Origin of the sequence: Shivajiella indica (assembly GCF_042683085.1) — a bacterium.
In the GTDB taxonomy this organism is placed as follows: domain Bacteria; phylum Bacteroidota; class Bacteroidia; order Cytophagales; family Cyclobacteriaceae; genus Shivajiella; species Shivajiella indica.
Genome location: NZ_JBHUIV010000006.1, coordinates 86,366 through 105,965, shown reverse-complemented (window position 1 = coordinate 105,965; position 19,600 = coordinate 86,366). Strand labels below are relative to the sequence as shown.

The 19,600-nt window shown below is 39.0% G+C and carries 20 protein-coding genes and 1 riboswitch; of the genes, 10 read left to right on the top strand and 10 right to left on the bottom strand.

Going from position 1 to position 19,600, the window contains the following annotated elements; all coding sequences use genetic code 11:
* Positions 1-16: 16 nt before the first annotated feature.
* Complete coding sequence (locus tag ACFSKV_RS03005) at positions 17-1,192, top strand: methionine adenosyltransferase (RefSeq protein ID WP_380800257.1); 1,176 nt, start codon at positions 17-19, stop codon at positions 1,190-1,192.
* Positions 1,193-1,210: 18 nt separating this feature from the next.
* On the opposite strand, the gene ACFSKV_RS03000 is transcribed toward ACFSKV_RS03005, so the two are convergent.
* Complete coding sequence (locus ACFSKV_RS03000) at positions 1,211-2,167, bottom strand: pyridoxal-phosphate dependent enzyme (protein ID WP_380800254.1); 957 nt, start codon at positions 2,165-2,167, stop codon at positions 1,211-1,213.
* Between the two features lie 22 nt (positions 2,168-2,189).
* On the opposite strand from ACFSKV_RS03000, the gene ACFSKV_RS02995 reads away from it, so the two are divergent.
* Positions 2,190-2,909 (top strand): peptidoglycan DD-metalloendopeptidase family protein, encoded by a 720-nt coding sequence (locus tag ACFSKV_RS02995; RefSeq protein ID WP_380800252.1) that lies wholly within the window; start codon positions 2,190-2,192, stop codon positions 2,907-2,909.
* Here ACFSKV_RS02995 and ACFSKV_RS02990 read toward each other — a convergent pair.
* Positions 2,878-3,660, bottom strand: a complete 783-nt coding sequence (locus ACFSKV_RS02990; RefSeq protein WP_380800251.1) for a type III pantothenate kinase — start codon at positions 3,658-3,660, stop codon at positions 2,878-2,880. The two genes, ACFSKV_RS02995 and ACFSKV_RS02990, sit on opposite strands and share 32 nt — an antisense overlap.
* 270 nt (positions 3,661-3,930) lie before the next feature.
* Here ACFSKV_RS02990 and ACFSKV_RS02985 point away from each other — a divergent pair, with 270 nt between their 5' ends.
* The 5 genes from ACFSKV_RS02985 to ACFSKV_RS02965 all read left to right on the top strand — a co-directional run bounded on the left by ACFSKV_RS02985 (position 3,931) and on the right by ACFSKV_RS02965 (position 7,022).
* Positions 3,931-4,413, top strand: coding sequence for a GNAT family N-acetyltransferase (locus tag ACFSKV_RS02985; RefSeq protein ID WP_380800249.1), 483 nt, complete (start codon positions 3,931-3,933; stop codon positions 4,411-4,413).
* Positions 4,414-4,453: 40 nt separating this feature from the next.
* The gene (locus tag ACFSKV_RS02980) at positions 4,454-4,927 is read left to right on the top strand and encodes an antitoxin Xre/MbcA/ParS toxin-binding domain-containing protein (RefSeq protein WP_380800248.1); all 474 of its coding nucleotides are present in this window, start codon (positions 4,454-4,456) and stop codon (positions 4,925-4,927) included.
* An 11-nt stretch (positions 4,928-4,938) separates the two neighbouring features.
* Positions 4,939-5,400, top strand: coding sequence for an RES family NAD+ phosphorylase (locus tag ACFSKV_RS02975; RefSeq protein ID WP_380800247.1), 462 nt, complete (start codon positions 4,939-4,941; stop codon positions 5,398-5,400).
* Complete coding sequence (locus ACFSKV_RS02970; RefSeq protein WP_380800246.1) at positions 5,397-6,155, top strand: SDR family NAD(P)-dependent oxidoreductase; 759 nt, start codon at positions 5,397-5,399, stop codon at positions 6,153-6,155. The genes ACFSKV_RS02975 and ACFSKV_RS02970 overlap by 4 nt, the downstream gene beginning before the upstream one ends.
* A 276-nt stretch (positions 6,156-6,431) precedes the next feature.
* Positions 6,432-7,022 (top strand): hypothetical protein, encoded by a 591-nt coding sequence (locus ACFSKV_RS02965; protein WP_380800243.1) that lies wholly within the window; start codon positions 6,432-6,434, stop codon positions 7,020-7,022.
* 144 nt (positions 7,023-7,166) lie between these two features.
* Here the strand turns inward: ACFSKV_RS02965 and ACFSKV_RS02960 are convergent, their stop codons facing one another.
* Entirely contained in the window at positions 7,167-9,563 is a 2,397-nt protein-coding gene (locus tag ACFSKV_RS02960; protein WP_380800242.1) for a TonB-dependent receptor, read from the bottom strand.
* Between the two features lie 185 nt (positions 9,564-9,748).
* Positions 9,749-9,845, bottom strand: a riboswitch (TPP riboswitch).
* Positions 9,846-10,043: 198 nt separating this feature from the next.
* On the opposite strand from ACFSKV_RS02960, the gene ACFSKV_RS02955 reads away from it, so the two are divergent.
* A complete protein-coding gene (locus ACFSKV_RS02955; RefSeq protein WP_380800240.1) occupies positions 10,044-10,166 on the top strand; it encodes a hypothetical protein in 123 nt (40 codons plus the stop codon).
* An 8-nt stretch (positions 10,167-10,174) separates the two neighbouring features.
* On the opposite strand, the gene ACFSKV_RS02950 is transcribed toward ACFSKV_RS02955, so the two are convergent.
* From ACFSKV_RS02950 to ACFSKV_RS02930, 5 genes are all read right to left on the bottom strand, one after another.
* Positions 10,175-11,239: a fatty acid desaturase family protein gene (locus ACFSKV_RS02950; protein WP_380800238.1), complete on the bottom strand. Its 1,065-nt coding sequence runs from the start codon at positions 11,237-11,239 to the stop codon at positions 10,175-10,177.
* 217 nt (positions 11,240-11,456) lie between these two features.
* A complete protein-coding gene (locus tag ACFSKV_RS02945) occupies positions 11,457-11,981 on the bottom strand; it encodes an AAA family ATPase (RefSeq protein ID WP_380800237.1) in 525 nt (174 codons plus the stop codon).
* A complete protein-coding gene (pnuC, locus tag ACFSKV_RS02940) occupies positions 11,974-12,597 on the bottom strand; it encodes a nicotinamide riboside transporter PnuC (RefSeq protein WP_380800236.1) in 624 nt (207 codons plus the stop codon). Before pnuC ends, ACFSKV_RS02945 begins: the two co-directional genes overlap by 8 nt.
* 55 nt (positions 12,598-12,652) lie before the next feature.
* The gene (locus ACFSKV_RS02935) at positions 12,653-15,466 is read right to left on the bottom strand and encodes a M16 family metallopeptidase (protein WP_380800233.1); all 2,814 of its coding nucleotides are present in this window, start codon (positions 15,464-15,466) and stop codon (positions 12,653-12,655) included.
* 326 nt (positions 15,467-15,792) lie between these two features.
* On the bottom strand, positions 15,793-17,229 hold the full coding sequence (locus ACFSKV_RS02930; RefSeq protein ID WP_380800231.1) for an NADP-dependent isocitrate dehydrogenase: 1,437 nt from the start codon (positions 17,227-17,229) through the stop codon (positions 15,793-15,795).
* 246 nt (positions 17,230-17,475) lie between these two features.
* Here ACFSKV_RS02930 and crcB point away from each other — a divergent pair, with 246 nt between their 5' ends.
* Positions 17,476-17,844, top strand: a complete 369-nt coding sequence (gene crcB, locus ACFSKV_RS02925; RefSeq protein WP_380800229.1) for a fluoride efflux transporter CrcB — start codon at positions 17,476-17,478, stop codon at positions 17,842-17,844.
* A gap of 55 nt (positions 17,845-17,899) precedes the next feature.
* A complete protein-coding gene (locus ACFSKV_RS02920; RefSeq protein WP_380800228.1) occupies positions 17,900-18,799 on the top strand; it encodes a TIGR01777 family oxidoreductase in 900 nt (299 codons plus the stop codon).
* 360 nt (positions 18,800-19,159) lie between these two features.
* Here the strand turns inward: ACFSKV_RS02920 and ACFSKV_RS02915 are convergent, their stop codons facing one another.
* Both ACFSKV_RS02915 and ACFSKV_RS02910 read right to left on the bottom strand, forming a co-directional pair.
* Positions 19,160-19,333: a PLDc N-terminal domain-containing protein gene (locus ACFSKV_RS02915; RefSeq protein WP_380800226.1), complete on the bottom strand. Its 174-nt coding sequence runs from the start codon at positions 19,331-19,333 to the stop codon at positions 19,160-19,162.
* A 6-nt stretch (positions 19,334-19,339) separates the two neighbouring features.
* Positions 19,340-19,570 carry a PLDc N-terminal domain-containing protein gene (locus ACFSKV_RS02910; protein ID WP_380800224.1) on the bottom strand — a complete coding sequence of 77 codons (231 nt, stop codon included), beginning with the start codon at positions 19,568-19,570 and terminating at the stop codon, positions 19,340-19,342.
* Positions 19,571-19,600 lie beyond the last annotated feature (30 nt).

Sequence of the window (19,600 nt, the reverse complement as noted above, 5' to 3'; positions counted from 1 at the left end):
TACGCTACCTTTTTACATGAATATTTATATTAATAATATCGACCATATATGCACCATTGAAATGGTTGAACGGAAAGGAATAGGCCACCCAGATACGATCTGTGATCAAATTGCCGAGGAGGTCTCTGTGGAATTGTGCAAATATTACCTGGAAGAGTTTGGCACAATCCTTCATCACAATATAGATAAGGCCCTTTTGGTCGGAGGACAAGCAAAACCCAAATTTAAGGGAGGAAAAATCACCCAGCCCATAGAATTATTTATTGCAGGAAGGGCTACTTTGAAAGCTCAAGGTAAAACAGTTCCTATTGATGAGATTGTCCAAAAAACGGCAAAGGACTGGTTAAAAAAACATTTGAGGTTTTTGGACATTGAAAAGGACATCCGGATTTTCCCAAAAATAAGAGAAGGAAGTCCGGAATTGGTGGAATTATTCCAAAGGTTTTCCACAGGAGAAATTCCCTTGGCCAATGATACCTCTTTTGGAGTAGGTTTTTATCCTCCCTCTTCCCTGGAGAAAAAAGTACTTGAAATTGAAAATCTCTTAAACAACACTAAAACCAAAGATAAATTCCCATTTATCGGGGAAGATATAAAGGTGATGGGTCTCAAGGAAGGAAAATCAACCCAGTTCACTATTGCCATAGCGATGGTAGATAGGTTTATGTTACATATTGAGGACTATCAATCCAAAATTTCTTCTATCAAACATTTCCTTAGCACTTCGCTTGAACTTAAAGAAGCCGAAATAAATATTAACACAGCAGATGACTATAAGAAAGAAAGTGTTTATTTGACTGTATCAGGCACGAGTGCAGAAAATGGGGATGATGGACAAGTTGGCCGTGGAAATCGGATAAACGGACTGATCACGCCTTACAGACCTATGAGTCTTGAAGCCACGGCAGGGAAAAACCCCATTTCCCATGTAGGAAAGATTTACAATTATTTTGCCTTTGAATTAAGTAAGGAAATCTGTCAACTTGGATTTGCAGATACTGCACAAGTGTTTATTGTTTCCAAAATAGGAATGCCGATCACTGAACCAACAATATTGGAAATCAAACTTGATCACAGAAATGCATCAAACGAAGATATCCAAAAATTAGCAAGGAAAAAACTGGAGGAATTGCCCCAAATCTGGAAGAAGATCCTAAATGCCCCCAATCCTTTCGAACCTTTTGGCAATTGAGCTTAATGATCATCTGTTTTAAAAAGGTAATTTACCTAAATCCACATTTCCTCCCGAAAGAATAATCCCTACCTTTTGGCCCTTGAAGCGTTCCTTATGCTTTAATAAAGCCGCCAAGGGTACAGCACAACTCGGTTCAATCACAATTTTCATTCTTTCATAAACCAACCGCATAGCATCTATAATCTCCTCTTCTGAAACCGTCAGGATATCATCTACAAATTGCATAATAATTTGAAAATTGATATTTCCCAGTGAGGTCAACAACCCGTCAGCAATTGTTTTGGGGCCTTCCATAGGTATTAGTTTTTTGGCTTGGAATGAACGAAAAGCATCATCAGCACCTGCAGGTTCCCCTGCAATCACTTTGGTTTGGGGAGAGATATATTTGGTAACCAAAGCTGTCCCTCCTAGAAGTCCTCCTCCTCCAACAGGAGCCATAATCACATCAAAATCAATATCCTCTTCCCACATTTCCAATGCACAGGTTGCCTGGCCTTCCACCACATCCATATAATCATAGGGAGGTATAAAGGTTGCGCCGGTCCTTTTAACTACCTCCTGTAGGGTAGTTTCCCTTGCCATCAGGTTGGGTTCGCATTCAATAATCTCCCCACCATATCCCTTGACAGCCTTTTTCTTGATTTCAGGGGCATTGGAGGGCATGACGATATAAGATTTGATTCCGGCAACCGTTGCAGCCCTTGCCAATGCAGCTGCATGATTGCCACTGGAATGGGTAGCTACCCCATTCTTTTTTTGTTCCTCAGTCAATTTGGCTACTGCATTGGCTGCTCCTCTCGCTTTGAATGCCCCCACCTTCTGGAAGTTTTCGCACTTAAAAAAAATTTCGCAACCCGCTATTTGGTTTATAGCCTCAGACTTCATAATTGGTGTTCGGTGAATAAAAGGCTGGATCCGTCTATGGGCCGCTTTTATATCCTCCAGGGAAGGGAATTTCATGTCTTCGTTCATAGAAATAAAGATAGTGGAAGGTATGAAAACTGACAAAATTTTTATCTTGCAGGCTATGGATTTATCATTGAACGAATTACTTGAAGGCGAATCTATCTTCCCTGTTATGGGAGAAAAACTTAATTCCCAAAATACCCTTCCCATGGATTTTTCTCCCAGAAACAAAGATTTGTTTCAGGTTGACCTAAACAATACGGAGATGTTAAGTAATTATGTGTTTGGCCAACTCAATAAAGCAGAAAAAAAATATGGAATAGGAGGATATTTTGAACATAGGGCTATTTACAGCAGAAGTGAGGTATTTGAAACAGAAAAAGATGACTTCCGGGATATCCACCTAGGTGTAGATATTTGGACCGAGGCCTTTCGCCCGGTTTACACTCCTCTGAAAGGAAAAATCCATAGCTTTAAAAATAATGCAGGCTTTGGCAATTATGGTGCAACGATTATCCTGGAGCATCAACTAAAAGAGGAAACTCTTTATAGTCTCTATGGACACCTTGCTCTGAAGGATCTGGAAAATCTAAAAATCGGAAAAGAATTCAATGCCGGGGATCTCTTATGCCACCTTGGCCCATTTCCTGAAAATGGAGATTGGCCTCCACACCTTCATTTTCAACTGATGTGGGATTTGTTGGGCATTTGGGGGGATTTCCCAGGGGTATGTTCTCACAGAGAGGTGGATAAGTTCAAGAGCATCTGCCCTGACCCTAATCTCTTGATTGGCTATTCGCCAAAGTAATCAAGCGGATTCCTTCCAAAGTTAGGTTCCGGTCTACAAGTTCAAATGAATCCTGAAGGGTGGTAAGAATGGAAGACAAACCGCCTGTAGCCACAATTCTACATTGATGGCCCAATTCTTTTTGAATGGTATCCAACATCCCTTTTACCAAACCTGTATAGCCATATAAAATCCCCGCTTGGATGGAATGGGACGTGCTCTTTCCCAATGCAGATTTTGGCAATTTCAATTCAACTTCAGGTAGTTTGGAAGTATTGGAAAACAATGCCCTAATGGCCGTTTTTAAACCCGGAACAATATTGACCCCCAATACTTGACCCCTATCCCCAACCACAGTAAAAGTCAAAGCTGTACCAAAGTCAACAATAATACAGGTAGATTTGAAAATTTCATAAGCAGCAGCCACATTGCACATGAGGTCAGAACCAATCTCATTGGGACGGGAAGTGCTCACCTTTAATGCAGAATAGCTCTTCCCACTGATTAAATAACAATTTTTTTCCAGGTATTCTTTACAAAACTGTTGAAGTACATGGTTGATTTCGGGCACAACGGAAGAAATACCAACATAGGTGATTTCATCTGTTTTTATCCCATTTTCCAAAAAGAAAAGATGTACTTCTTTTTCAAGCTTTAAGACGGAAAGCTCTTTATGGGTATTGATGCGGAGCTCGTGGGTCCACTTTTGATTGGCTTCCTGATAAAACCCAAATACAATATTGGAATTCCCTGCATCTATAGCTAAAAACATAATATTAATAGGATATTTTGCTGCTCCTGGTTGTGGTAATCACCAAATATATAAATTGATTTTCTCAAAAAGATCAGAATTAGAAATATGCCAAAAATAAAATTAGAAAATTTGGTTATTGTTTTTCAATCATATCAGCACAAACTATTTAAATAGTAGCAATCGAAAAAAAGTAAGCCTAATCTAACTTTTACTAATGTTTTATTCCTTTTGATTCACCGCTTAAAACAAACTTTCCCCCTTATTATCAATTTTTAATAAATTTCAGTCATGTATATCATTAGAGAAGGAAAAATCGAAGACCTCCCCAGAATTTTAGAGCTGATTAAGGAGCTTGCCATTTATGAAAAAGCACCCAATGAAGTCATAAACACAGTTGAGCAGATGCAAGAAGATGGGTTTGGGAATAATCCTGTATTCGGCTTTTTTGTGGCCATCAATGACCAAACCCAAGAAATCATCGGAACATCCATTTATTATTATAGGTATAGTACCTGGAAGGGTAAAAGGTTGTATCTGGAAGACTTGATCGTCACAGAATCTGAGCGTGGAAACGGGGCAGGGAAATTGCTTTTTGACCGAACTTTGCAAAAAACCTTAGAGGACAATTGCTCAGGTATGACCTGGCAGGTCTTGGACTGGAATACACCTGCCATTAATTTTTATAATAAATACGGAGCAGATTTGGATGAAGGCTGGATCAACTGTAATCTACAGGCACATCAGATCCGAACAATATTGCAAATGCAATAAATTTATTTTGTAAATAGCATGAAAATTAATAAATTTGGATATGGTCAAGAAATATAATTTACCTGGTAATTATCTTTTCCAAAAGGACATCCCTGGATTCTATCCTCCAATAGAAGACCAATATTTTTTTGCTGCCAAAATTACTACTGTAGAAGAGCCTCTAATCATGGAGGAACAGTTTAACCTATCTGAAGCCAAAGTTTTATTTGATTACCTTCACTTCAATCAGGCGGATGTTGCTGAGGTGTTGGAAATTGATCCCAGTACTCTTGTCCGTTGGAAAAAAGAAGACAAGCTCCTGAGCCGTTTATTGACTAAGACCATCAAAGACATGGACAAAATTATCGCCAAGGGAATAAGGATTTTTGGGAGTGAAGTTAATTTTCTACATTGGCTGAATACATCCAATGAAGCTTTGGGCAATCAAAAGCCCATTGATATGATGCGAAATCCAAATGGTTTGGAATGGATTGATCAGGCTTTGGATGCGCTTTCTTGGGGCAATGTCTTTTAAGTGAGATTAACTTGAATTATTTCAGACTCATAGAAAAACTTCCTGGTAGAACTGCCTTAGGTTTTGGACCTGGTTCGGGAAGGTGGAACCCATATGGAACTCCATTTATTTATGCCTGTAGCCATACTTCTCTGAATTTCCTTGAGCTATTAAGCATCAAAGGCCCAATAGTATCTTTGGCAAAATGGTCTTTGATACAGATTGAAATTGAAGATGATTTACCTTATTTGGGTATTGAAGACCTCCCAAATAACTGGGACAGAAGACCCTATTCCATAAGCACTCAATCTATTGGAAATTACTGGGCTAAAAAACAAGACTCATTTGCCCTAAAGGTGCCTTCTTGTAGAATTCCTCTGATCAATTACCCGGAGGAACATAATCTTTTGATCAACCCACTCCATCCAGATTTTATACATAAAGTAAAGTTCATAAAAGAATCAGAAGTTTCATTTACCCTCAATCCATCATGAACATCAACCTTAAATCCCAAAGAATTCTTGTCACCGGAGCCTCCAGAGGTATTGGAAAAGGAATTGCGGAGCAACTTTCCGCATCTGGGGCAGAATTATTACTGCATTTCAACAACAATTTGGACGCCGCAAAAGAATTGCAGGAATCCCTTACCAATCCTTCGCACCTAGTGCAATGTGATCTTTCCAATTTAGAAGCCGTAAAAGGCCTGATTCCGAAATTGATTGCTACCTATGGAAAAATTGATGCCATTGTAAATAATGCCGGTATTGCCATATCGGTTCCAGATAATGCACCTACAGATGATTGGACTTATATCTGGCTTAAGACTATGGATGTGAACATCAATGCCCTGGCAATAATTACCAAAGAATTTATCGAACATGCCAGAGAAAACAAAAACGGTAGAATCATCAACATTTCTTCCCGTGCTGCTTTCCGTGGAGACACTCCTGACTATTTAGCATATGCTGCCTCCAAAGCAGCTATCGTAAGCTACACCCGTTCTCTTGCCCGCTACTATGGTAAGGAGGGAATAAAGGCCTTTATCCTTGCCCCGGGATTTACCCGCACGGACATGGCACAGGATTTCATGGACCAATATGGGGAAGAATATGCGCTAAACGATATTGCCCTGAACGAGCTGACAGAACCTAAAGACATCGCTCCTATGGTAACTTTACTTTGCTCAGGACTGGCTGACCATGCGACGGGTTGTACCATTGATATCAATGCAGGGTCTTATGTGCATTGAGAGGTAAATTTCAATGTAAAATGAAGAATGGGGAATGAAGAATGGAGGATCTGGTTGTAGGGTCTGACCCAAGAGCCAAGGCAAAAGTAATAAGAGCCAAGTGGAAGCTTTAAAAGTTGGACGAGTTGGTGCTATTTGGTTTAGAAGTTTTCTAAATTCACTTTGATTCAAAGAAAAGAACCGAATTACTCAGAGGGGATATTGGGATGAGAGGTAGGCTTTGATTTTCTGATAAACCAATCTACCAAGAATCCTGTTAAAGGAAAAAAGCTTTCCATGCCTTCGTCCAAAGACAGTCTTTCCCCCGAAATGATCAAGATCCTGAAAATCTTTGGAATCGGGTCTTTACTTTTAGTGTTTTTACTTTCCTTTTTCAATGAAAGAAGAGCCAATAATTCTGGGGAAGAGGCCAGTTTGATGAGAATTACGGATGCAGATAGACTATTTTTTAAAAATATCCGTGCTCCCTATTATGACATTGAGGGAAGAAGTGATGCAAAAATGACTATTTATAAGTATGGCAAAAGGTTTGAAAGTGACTTAAGGCCGGTTTTGAACCTGTCAATAATTATCAATCAGGTTAAAGATGAGGCATATATTTATCTTGAATTTCCTGTAGAAGAATCACCGATCCGGATACTTTGGGAAAACAAGGAAAATGAAAAATCCGGTGAATTAGAATTTCATAATGGTGATAAACACGCTCACCTAGAATTTGTAGAAGGATTAAATCCTCTTTTAGAAGAAAATACCAAATTTCAATTATGGTATAACAATGAATGGGTCCCCATTCTTGAAGAAGAAAAAGAAAGAGAAGCTTTAAAAACACCTATTGCTGATTATTTTAGAATGATTAACTACCCATAAATAACCTTTTAAAATTTTTGGAAGAAAATGTATGTAGTCTGGTTTTCTAAAAAAAATGATCCCATGACAAATTTTATCATGGGATCGACTTTTGCTGCTTTGATACACTAATATCAAATGGTGATAGAATAAATCCAAACCTTGTTAGAATCTTACCTTCAGTCCTGCGAGGAAGTTGGTTCCTGCCTGGGGATAAAAAAAGTTTTCTGTTACCAACTCCCTTCCTCCTGCCCCTTCTGAAGGCACAAAATAACTGAAAGTGTAACCATTGGGCTCATATAATTGGTTGAATATATTATTGATCAATAAGGTGAGCTCTAAATTCTTTACAAACCTTGGTCTTATCGCATAATTTAACCTTAAATCAGAAGTCCAAAAGGCATTCAGTTTACGGTCTTCATTTTGTGTATTATCCAAATATTGACTGCCCACATATTTATTCAACAGGCTGATTTCAATATTTTTAATTGGCCTATAGTCCAAAATAGCAGCAGCAACAACATTTGGTGAAAACGCAATATCAGTATCCGTGTAGGTAATCACCTCCTGACTAAAGTCTGACCCTGAATAATCGTCCAGGTATTCCTGAAATTCAGCAATTTTATTCCTGCTCAATGCCAAGTTGCCCCCTAAAGTGAATTTTGGCGAAAGCATATAAGCTGCATCCAATTCCACCCCCAACCGGTAAGAGTTCTCCACATTATCCCGAACATAAGCTCCAACATCATTCAATTGACCTGTCAGTACCAATTGGTCTCTGTATTTCATATAATACAGATTTGCACTATAGCTAAAGCCTCTCCCTTGCACCTTGTATCCCACTTCAACATTTTGTAGATTTTCAGGTTTTGGAGCCCGGTCTACAATCGGAGAATCAGTAAAATCCCTTCTAACTGGTTCTCGATTTGCTACAGCATAAGAGGCATACCAGGATTTGCCCTCTTGTATCTGGTAAGTAAAACCGAATTTGGGATTAAAAAAATTATATGTTACCTCCCCTGAAATATCCCTTTGGTCATTATTGATCCCGGAAAAGCTGTAGTCAATTTTCCTCCACTGAAGGTCGCCAAATAGGTAGAAGCCCCTACCTGCCTCAAAGGTGCCTTTGGTATAAATATTATAATCATCTTTCACCGCCCTATTGTCATAATAACGGTCCCTGATATTGTTTGTACCTGCATATTGCATCCAGATTATTTCACCGAAGTGATCCCCGTCATATCTATTGGCACCACCCCCGACCAACACATCCCACTTTCCGTCATCGCTTAGATAATTCAAAGAAAAAACTCCTCCATAAAAATCATTATCCAGCCACCTCCTCCGGATGATATCCATTCTGGAGAGGGTGGAATCTCCTACCACAACAGGTGGCAATCCGTAACTGCTTAATCTATCATTAGGGCGGAACTGCTCAAAAAATCCCCTACCATAAGTATAATGTAATGCCCCATTTGCTTTCCAATTATCGCTTAATTGACCGGTATAAATTAATTGATAATGATCTTGTTTGTAATCGTCTACTTGGTTATCATAAGTATAAGGATTGAAAGTCCTATTGGTGGCCAACAAATCCTCAGGGACACCTTCCCATGCCTGGTAAGTCACTTCGGCACCTGAAAAAACATTTAACTTTACCACATGTTTCTCTCCATAATATCCTCCTGACAAAAAATAAGATTTCAAATCTGAACTGGCCCTGTCAATGTAGCCATCTGATGAGATTTGGGAAAGTCTCGCATCAAATGCCCATTTGTTATTGATCAGACCGGTCCCCACTTTCACCATATGTCTTCTGGTATTGAAGGAACCAAAGGAATTGTCTATTTCCCCAAACGCCTCATCTTGTTTGGTGTCGGTTTGGATATTAAGGCTGGCTCCGAATGTTGCCGCACCATTGGTTGAGGTCCCCACCCCTCTTTGAATCTGGATGTTGTCCACTGAGGAGGCGAAATCAGGCATATTCACCCAAAATACCCCATGTGACTCCGCATCATTGAGTGGAATTCCATTTACCGTCACATTGATCCTGGTCTGATCAGAACCCCTGATCCTCAAACCAGTATACCCCACGCCTGCCCCGGCATCAGAAAAAGAAACCACCGAGGGAGTGAAATTAAGCAAAATAGGAAGATCCTGTCCCAAGTTGAGTTTAGCAATATCGGATTTATCTACCTTAGAAAAGGTTGTCGGTGTTTTATCTGATGCTCTGGTAGCATAGACAATAAATTCCTCCGTCAACAAACTGCTTGGAGTCAGGAAAACCTCAAACAATTCAGAATCAGGCAAGGAAATTTCATTGGTAAAACTCTCAAATCCCAAATAACTTACCCTCAAGGTGTAATTACCATCAGGAACATTCCTAATCTGGAAATTACCTTGAAGGTCTGATGTAGATCCCCTTCCTGTGCCCAACAAAATTACATTTGCACCCTCCAACTCTTCTCCAGTGCTGCTTTTTACAATGCCTCTCAAATTGGATTGGCCAAATGCAGCAATTCCTACTAACCCAAAGGCCAGTAAAATCAATAATTTTTTCATGATAAATTAATACTCACCGAATCTTCGGTTTTTGGTTAAACATCAGAAAATCAAGGGGTGATTTTCTGTTTTTAGTTTACCCTTCTTCCCAATTAAACCAATCCAAAATTTTGCATGCATGAACCAATTAACCATAATTGGCGACTCTGAGTCTTAAGCCTACCGGCCTATTCTGGATTAGTGTTTTAATTGAACTCTCATTTCCCTTCGCCGGCACTACCCGGATCAGGTATTATGGGTATGATCTCAGCCCGATATTTTAAGGCACCCCTAATGATCTTGGACACGAAGGTAGATGGAGAGTTTGGAAAAAGCAAGTATTGGGGAAGGATTTGGAAAGATAAATGGATTTGGAAAGGGGAAGTCGAAAGTGGGATTTCGGCGATTGATCAACATTAAGATTACAGCATGAAGGTTTTCATTAAGGTGTTGAATTTTTTCTCAGATTGTCACAATGAAATTAAATTTTGATCAGATCTCATGCGCTTAAAAAGAAGGAACCCAAGAATGTTGGAAATCATTGAAAATAAAAAAGGAGCAACACCTAGCGTTGCTCCCTTGTATCAAAATGGATTATCGGATGTAACCGGTTATTCCCCTTAAAGTACTGCTTAAGATCTTCCCAGTTGCCTCAAATGGTTTACATGGGAAGCAAATGCATAGCGCATTTTTGGGTGTTCAATATAAGGTATTCCATATTCCCTGCAGGTTTCTTTAATGATCTTACTGATCGCTGGATAATGGATATGGGAAATATTTGGAAATAAATGGTGCTCAATCTGGAAATTTAGTCCACCTATAAACCAGGATAAGATTTTATTTCTTGTAGCAAAATTAGCAGTCGTCTTCAATTGGTGTACTGCCCAATCATCTTCCAACTTATTAGTAGTATTATCCAATATAGGGAAGTTTGTCTCTTCAAGAACATGTGCCAGTTGAAATACAGTACTCAGTATTATACCGGTAGCGAGCCCAAATAAAAGAAACCCGATTAACCATGGCATGAAACCTAGTATATATATGGGTATTAATACAAACAAAAACAAATGCAGGACCTTGAATCCCCAAAAGGAAACATGATCCCAAAGTTTCATTTTATTGATTGGAGTTTGGCCAACTTTACCTGTTACATATTTTTTATAATCAGTAAAAAATACCCAATAGAAATATAGAATTGAATATACAAGAATAAAATACCAATGCTGAAAACGGTGGACTTTGTATCTTTTTTGAGTGGGTCCCAACCTTAAAAAGGCTCCGGCATTCAGATCATCGTCATGTTCATCAATATTGGTAAATGAATGATGGGCTACATTGTGTTTGGTTTTCCACATAAACACATTGGCTCCCAGGAAATTGATCGTTATTCCAGCCAATTCATTAACCCACTTTTTGCGGCTAAAACTACCGTGCGCACCATCATGCATTACATTGAACCCAATGGTAGCAGTAAGTCCACCCAAGATGATGGCTTCAAATAAAGCGATATACCAGATAGGTGTAAAGAAAACCAAATGGACATATACCCCTATAAATCCTATCAACAATACACATGCTTTAAGATATAGGGAAAAGTTACCGGTTTGTTTTAAATTTTTTTCTTGGAAATAATTCTTAATTCTCGCTTTCAAATCTGCATGAAAGGAGCTTGCTGCTTGAAATCTTGGGGGACGCATTTAACTTAATAAAATTATTAATAATTAATAGAGAATGATAAACAGTCTGGGTGATTGTTAGGCATTCCTGATGTAAAGGTAACTTAATATTTCCGTGTATTTTTTACAAAAACAAAATAATACCAATTAAAATGTCAATTTAACATTTTTTACCATTTTATACCTCTAATAGGTTTAATAACATTTCTTCGATTTATTTTTAGGAAAAAGCTTGAAATCAACCCTTCATGAAGGTATCGACGGCGGCAATACTTTTCCTAAGCCTTTCTTCTTCTGACCCGGAAACAATAATAAAAGGAACTCCGGACTGCTGGATTAACCTTTGGTACCAATCAAATAAATAGCGCCTCATTTTAGGTTCAGGATGTTCTCTCAGCGGGTCTTCCTGCCAAGGAATATCAATATCAGTCAACAAATAGGCATCATAAATTCTTTCCCTGATTTGATCAAGAATCCATTCATCCACTTTGCCAAATTTATGCTCTGACCAAACTTTAATTACATGCAGGTCGGTATCACAAATAAGTAAATTTTTGGCTTTTTCGGCTTCCTTTTCTTCAAGTGCCACCTGACCCTTGGCGATTTTCAATAAGTCATCATATTGGTAAGAACGATCTAACTTTTCAAGATATTCCCGGGCATATTCCGGTACCCATGGAACTGAAAAATGGGCAGCCAAAGTTTGGCTCAATGTGCTTTTCCCTGTAGATTCAGGCCCTATAACTACCACCTTTTTAAGCATAAACTTCCTTTTTCGCCTTGGCAGACTTGATCCACTCGACCAGTCCAATGGTGGCAAGTACTGTAAAAAACAAAAACTGGAAAGAAGTCAGCATCAATCCTTTATAAAAATATAGTGGCACCGAAGCTATATCCGTGATAATCCAAGCAATCCAGTTTTCTACTTTTTTCTTGGCCATAAGCCACATTCCCACAAACGCAGAAGCTGTGGTGAAGGAATCCCAATAGGGCACATCAGAATCTGTGAAATTTGACAAGACGAAAAAAAGAACCACATAGGAACCCAAAAGCAGCAAAACAGATGTTGCAATTCCCTTTTTGTCCAACCAGGTAACCGGTAATTCCTCCTTGCCACCAGAAGGTTTACTCCAAACATACCAACCATAGATGGACATGGAAAAATAATAAGCATTGATGCCCATATCCGCATAAAGTTTATATTTCAAGCATATATAAACATATATCAGCGTTGAAAACATACCAGTCGGGAACACCAGGATATTTTTTCTGATAGAATAAACAACCGATGCTATACCGAAAAATACTGCAATGGCTTCCAACCAGCTCATTTCAGCCACTCCTTCTTTGACTCCGTCCCAGATCCATTGTATGTCCATAAGGCGAATTAAAGAGAATTTTTAGTATTGGAAAATTGTAGTGCCCAATATCTGCTCATTGACCTCGTAAAGGATATTTCTTCACCTCCAACAGGTTCTCCTTTACTAAAAACTCCTGAGCTGCCTTTTGGACCCTTTCAACACTTATTTGTTCAATAGAATTTCTTGCCTCCAAGATGGTCTCCCATGGCAATTCATAGGTCCGGATCCCAGATAACTGACTGTTCCAATAATTATTCCTCTTAAGGTTTTCTTCCAATGCAATTCTTCTCTTTTCCTTCACCTTATTGAGGTCTTCTTCTGTCGGACCATTTTCCTGAATCTTCTTAACCTCTTCCCATGCTGCCTCAATCAACTGATCCACCATGTCCGGGCTACAAGGAAATCCAATGGAAAAAGAGAAATTTCCAACTGGCTGAATTCCCATGCTGCCATTGGCACCTACCCCATATACACCCCCTATTTTCTCTCTTAAATTTTCAATCAGCTTAATGGTCAAAATCTCACCCAAATAGGAAATATCTGCTGCCTTATTCCTGTCATAGGTGGTCTCCCCTGAAAAATACAGGATAACCTGGCTCTTTTCATCCGTACCGACTTCAATGGTTTCGGATTTACCTCTTGGAGCTCTTATTCCCAAATCCCTAAAATTATCCTTATGTTCAGGGTCTGAGGGAAGACTTCCTAAATATCGCTCCAATAAGGGAATAAAAGTTTCTAAGTCAATATTCCCTGTAAAGAAAAATTCAAAATTTGCAGCATTCCCAAACCTGTCTGCAAATATTTCTAAACCTCTGTCCAGGTTAATTTTATCCAGGTCCTCCGGGTCATTGATACTCATGGCTCTGAGATTCCCATTGGCAATGATCTGATTCAACCTTTTTGAAAACAGGTAATCAGGATTAACCTGTGCTGAAGCCAATTGCGTCTTTTGATTGCTGATATAGACATCAAACAGTTCTTTGTCTTTCCTAAGAGAGGTGAAATAAAGATATATCAACTGCATTGCCGTTTCCAGATCCTTTGGTGATGCATTTCCCGTAATCGTCTGTGAATAGGTTCCAATATTTGGAATTACAGAAACTGATTTGCCGGCCAATACCTTTCTAAGGTCTGAGGGTGAAAAATCACCTACACCCATCACATTGACCATGACCCCGGCATAGCTTGCCGAATAATGGTCTTCATCTTCGTAGACAGAAACCCCACCTTTACCAACTCCTGAAAAAACAATTTCATCATTTTTGAAATCTGTTGTTTTTACAAAAACCTGAACCCCATTGGAAAGGGTAATTTCATGGATATCTATAGATTCAACATAATTGTTTGATACAATCTTTCCCGGATTTGGAGGCGTTTGAATCAGTTGTTCTGCCAATAATTTTTCCTCATAAGGAGAAAGTTCCATTTGACTGACTCCATCTATCAAGGACAGGACTTTTTCCTCTGAAGGTAAATTGTTCTTCTCCCCCTCAGGTGCCATTATAATAATGACCCTATTTTCTTCTCTCACTAAGGATTTGGCCAGGGCATTGATTTCCTGAAGGCTGATCAGAGGAATAATCTCATTGTAAAACTCATACTTCCAAGCCTCTCCTTCTGCAAAGTTGCCTTCCAAAAAATGATTGACGTACCGACCTACAATTGCCCGGCTTTCCACTTTGTCCATTTCTTTATAGGATCTTTCGGCATTATTTAAAACTGCTTTTTTTACCCTATCCAACTCACTTTGAGTAAACCCAAATTGGGCCACCCGCTCGTTTTCGATAATCAGTGACTGTATACCTGCCTCTACTTTACCTGGTGCTACTACAGCGGATGCCGAGAAATAATCCAGGTCACGGACAAAATTTCCATAACCGGTTCCTGCAAAAATAAATGGCGCATCAGGCTTTTGCCGCAATTCATCCAGTCGCTGGGTCAACATCCCACCATATAAAGTTCTTAAAAGGAAATTCCTGTAATCTTCTTTTGTCTTAGTAGGTAAGGCTTTGTGTTTATAAAAAAGTTGGATTTGAATACCTGGAGCTTCTTCATCTGTCACGATACTGACGAAAGTTTCCTTGTGCTCAGGAACTTTAAATTCCTCTCTTTTTGGCGCCTTTTTAGGATTTTCCAAAGTACCAAAATATTCCTTTATCAATGCCTCCAATTTTTCAGGCTCTGTATCACCCACAGCTATGACGGCCATGTTATCCGGACGGTACCAATCCTGGTAAAAGTTCTTAAGGGTTCCGTATTTGAAATTTTGTATAATATCCATTTTACCAATTGGTAATCGATCTGCATACTTGGAATTGTATAGCATGATAGGAAGATATTGATCCCGCATTCTCTGGGAATAACCCTGACCTGTTCGCCATTCTTCTACAATAATGCTTCGTTCGGCATCTATGTCCTCTTCTTTCATTAAAACACCTCCTGCCCAATCACTCAGCACCAGAAATCCACTTCGGAGCTTTTCCTCATCATCTGAGGGAATGGGGAGAATATAAACGGTCTCATCAAAACCGGTATAGGCATTTAGGTCTGCACCAAAGGAAACCCCTATGGATTGGAGGTAAGAAATCAGTTCGTTTTTTTCAAAATTCCTGGTTCCATTAAATGCCATGTGTTCTGTAAAATGGGCCAGACCTTGCTGATCATCTGTTTCCAAAATAGAACCTGCATTCACAGCCAATCGAAGCTCTACTTTATTTTCAGGTTTTGGGTTTTGTTGGATATAATAAACCAGCCCGTTTTCCAACACCCCAATTCGGACCCTTGGATCTAAAGGAACTTCATGAGAAAGATCCAGTTGGGCAAAGCTGGATGAAATGGAAAAAAATAAAAAAACTATACAGGTAATAGGGTATTTGTTGGTTTTCATTTTCATTAAACACTAATTCAGGGCAACAAATTAATAAATGAGATGAAAAATCATATCCTTTTATTTTAAATAAAATCATTATCCACCTTCTTACCTGAACTAAAAATATTGCAGAATCCCAATGAACTCAACGATATACTTATTTGGCGGTGATTGGAAAATTCACAAGAACCGCTCTTCTAACCCAACCCAATTGTTACAACAAGAAAACCTGGCTCCAAGTCAACCAGGTTTGTAACAATAGTGAAAGGTAATTATTATTAAACCAAAAAAACCGCTCCCAGAAATCTACCTGGAAGCGGTCCAAAAAATTCAATTAGCACAAATTACTGACCTTGCCCTAGGGAGTAAGCGGACTTCCCTTCGAAAGCATACAGATTTTCTGTTTTGATCACATCAATTTGGTTACTTTCCGCCAATTGAAGCAATTGTATAATATGCTGCTTAGAAATACTTTTACCTTCTGTAGGTTTGAAGCGGCAGCGCCAGTGATCAGTACAAAAAGTTTCAGGGAATCCCTCAGGCCATACCTTGATGCCTCGGTTGGTAATCATCGTCAATTTTACCTCACTTGAATTCATTACCTGAAGCTTTTCTGCCAATTCCTCGGCATCTGTCCCCGCCCAATGCACAAATATATCCACGCCTTCAAGTTCCTTTTTCAATGGGGTTTTACGGATGTATTTGGGAAGATTCAAGGTACTTTCTTTGGCATAAGATACAGCTTTAAGCTTTGATGGCTTGTGGCCTAAATTTCGGATCACTGCCTCGGCAAATTCTTTGGTTCCTACCTTTTGTTTACTTACACCTTCTTTATAAATGTCATAAGTATGAATACCTTCTTCGATGGTTTTTAACCAGGCATTTTGAACTTTCTCAGCCACATCACTTTGTCCGATATGGGCAAGCATTTGGATGGCTCCCTGTAATAATCCAGACGGATTGGCCATATTTTGACCTGCTCTTCGAGGTGCAGATCCGTGGATGGCTTCAAACATTGCACATTCTTCACCAATATTGGCAGAACCGGCCAAACCCACCGAACCTGCAATCTGGGCAGCCACATCACTCAGTACATCTCCATACAAATTAGGCATAACAATCACGTCGAAAGCTTCCGGAGTGTCCGCCATTTTCGCTGCCCCAATGTCAATGATCCAATGTTCATTTTCAATTTCGGGATATTCTTTTGCAATTTCATCAAACACCTGATGGAAAAGTCCATCAGTTTGCTTCATGATATTGTCTTTGGTAAAACAGGTCACTTTTTTCCTGCCATACTGCTTTGCATATTCAAAAGCATAGCGGACAATTTTTTCACATCCCGGCCTACTGATAAGTTTAAGGCATTGTACTACCTCATCAGTTTGCTGATGCTCAATACCTGCATACAGATCCTCTTCATTTTCCCTTACGATCACAATATCCATCTGCGGATGCTTGGTGTCCACAAAGGGATGTAAACTCATACAAGGACGGATATTGGCATATAGACCTAAAAATTTCCTGGTGGTCACATTCAAACTTTTATACCCTCCACCTTGAGGGGTGGTGATCGGGGCCTTCAAAAAAACTTTGTTTCTTCGGATAATATCCCAAGATTCCTTGGCTATACCGGAAGTATTTCCGGCTAAATAAACTTTTTCGCCCACTTCGATTTCGTCCACTTCTATTTGGGCACCTGCGGCTTTGATAATGGAAAGTGTCGCATCCATTATTTCCGGACCAATTCCATCTCCTTTTGCTACTGTTATTCGTTTCATTGCCTTTAAATTTTTTTGATGATGAGGCAAAGTTCTAAATTCTAACTCATAAGTTTTTATTTATGTTTAATATATTTATTATAATATTTTTTTATATTTCTTTTTGGTTTGCATTCTAATAATATAGATGCTATAGCTTATGAAATTTTCACTCCAAACCATTGAACATCAGATTAGTATAAATCAATCAAAGAATTCACAAACAAAATTCTTATTTTTAAAATTATCTTAAAAAATTTTCTTTGGATGAAACAAATTTTGCTTGTCGGGATTGGGGGTGGATTAGGAAGTATCCTAAGATATTTGATCAATGAGTTATCTAGAAAATTTTCCTGGAACACACTTCCCTTTGGAACCTTAACTGCTAACCTGCTTGGGAGTCTTCTTATAGGTATCTTGTTAGGCTACTTCACCAGAAATCAGGGAATTTCCCAGGAATGGTCTTTATTGCTTATTACCGGATTCTGTGGAGGCTTTACCACATTTTCTACTTTTTCAGCTGAAAATTTTGGATTTATCCAGTCAGGAAATTATACATCCTTTTTATTGTACACCATTGGAAGTGTTCTTTTGGGTATTATTGCTGTATTCCTTGGATTTTTGCTCACAAAATGAAAAAGTCCAAACTAAAAAGCTTAATAAAAGTATATTATACAGGAAAAGTAATGACATGAAAAATATTTTGATTTCCGGAGGTTCCGGATTGGTGGGGAAAAAAATTACTGAATTACTGGAAAGAAAAGGTTATGCTGTGGCCTGGCTTAGTAGAAGCCCTAAAAAAAACACCCAAAAGTCGTTTGTCTGGGATGTGGATGGCATGAGCATAGACCCACAGGCCATCCCATGGGCTGATGGTATCATCCATCTTGCAGGCGAGGGCGTAGCAGACAAGAGGTGGACAGCTTCCCGCAAAAAAGCCATCTTGGAAAGCAGAACCAAATCTACAGAACTACTTTTGCAGGCTATGGAGCAATCGGATAAAAAACCAAAAGTTTTTGTCTCTGCTTCTGCGGTAGGCTTTTATGGATTCAATACGGGAGATACCTGGATGGAAGAAAACTCTACCGCAGGAAATGATTTTTTAGCTCAAGTTGTTGTCGCTTGGGAAAGTAAAGTGAAACAAATTGAACTGTCTGGAATAAGGACTGTAATCCTCCGTATAGGGATTGTTTTAGACAATAAGGGCGGGGCCTTGGTTGAAATGTTCAGGCCCCCTGTGGCGGCTCCATTGGGCAACGGTAAACAATGGATGAGTTGGATCGCTATTCAGGACCTCGCAAGAATATTCCTCTTTGCCCTGGAAAATGAACAGGTGAAAGGGATATACAATGCCGTAGGGCCAAAGCCGGCAACCAATGAGGAACTGACCCAAAAAGCAGCACAAAAGGTAGGAAAGTTATTTTTAGGAATAGGAGTACCCGGTTTTGTGCTTAAGCTCATTTTGGGAGAAATGGCACAAATGGTCTTGGGGGGCAATAAAGTCTCTTCCAAAAAAATTCAGAAAGCTGGTTTTGAGTTCAGGTATCCCAATTTGAAGGAAGCCTTGGAAAAAATATATAATACACCCTGAGATTTGAAGCAAGGTACGATCACCAAGAGATAAGAATCAAGAAAATAATTTTTCGAAAGGGTAATATTGCAATTTCAAAAAGGGAAGTGACATCTGGTTACCCGTCCTCCCGAGGCACGATGGATCTCCAGCGATTTTATTCGTGTTTAATATCTATTTTCTAATCCTCTTGAGGTTCTTCCTGCCTACCATTGACAGAATTATTGACACCGTCACAATGAATGTAGTGAAGGGTCCCATCACTGGACCATTAAGGGATCTTTCAGTCGTTCCTCCTTCAAGATGACGCACAAAGAAATGTCATTTCCTTTCAGTAAATGTCATATTTTTAAAATCAAAATGACTTGCCAAAAAATCCCTTTAAATCGTAGTTTTTTTCCCCATTAAAAACCAGAGAATTGTTCCCAATAAAGGAAGGAAAAGGACCACCAAAACCCATACAATTTTGTCGTTTTGTCCTCCAAATTTACTGCTGACCACATCATAAATGGTGTAGGCATAAATTAATAATCCAATAACTCCTAATCCAAACATAGCGTATCATTTATCGGGTTCAAAGGGTTTGTTTTTTTGTTCTTTTGCCAAAATAAAATAAACAATCGGACCAATAGGATTTGCAAAAATAAGCACTACAGCCCAAATGAGTTTCATATTCTGATCTTTAAAAGAAGATTTGAGCATATCGACCAAGGCAATAATCCAAATAATCCCATAAATCAATCCAATGAGGGCCAAAATTCCTAATGTAAATACCGAGTCAATCCAGTTCATGTCATATACTTTAACTCTCTTTCATATCCA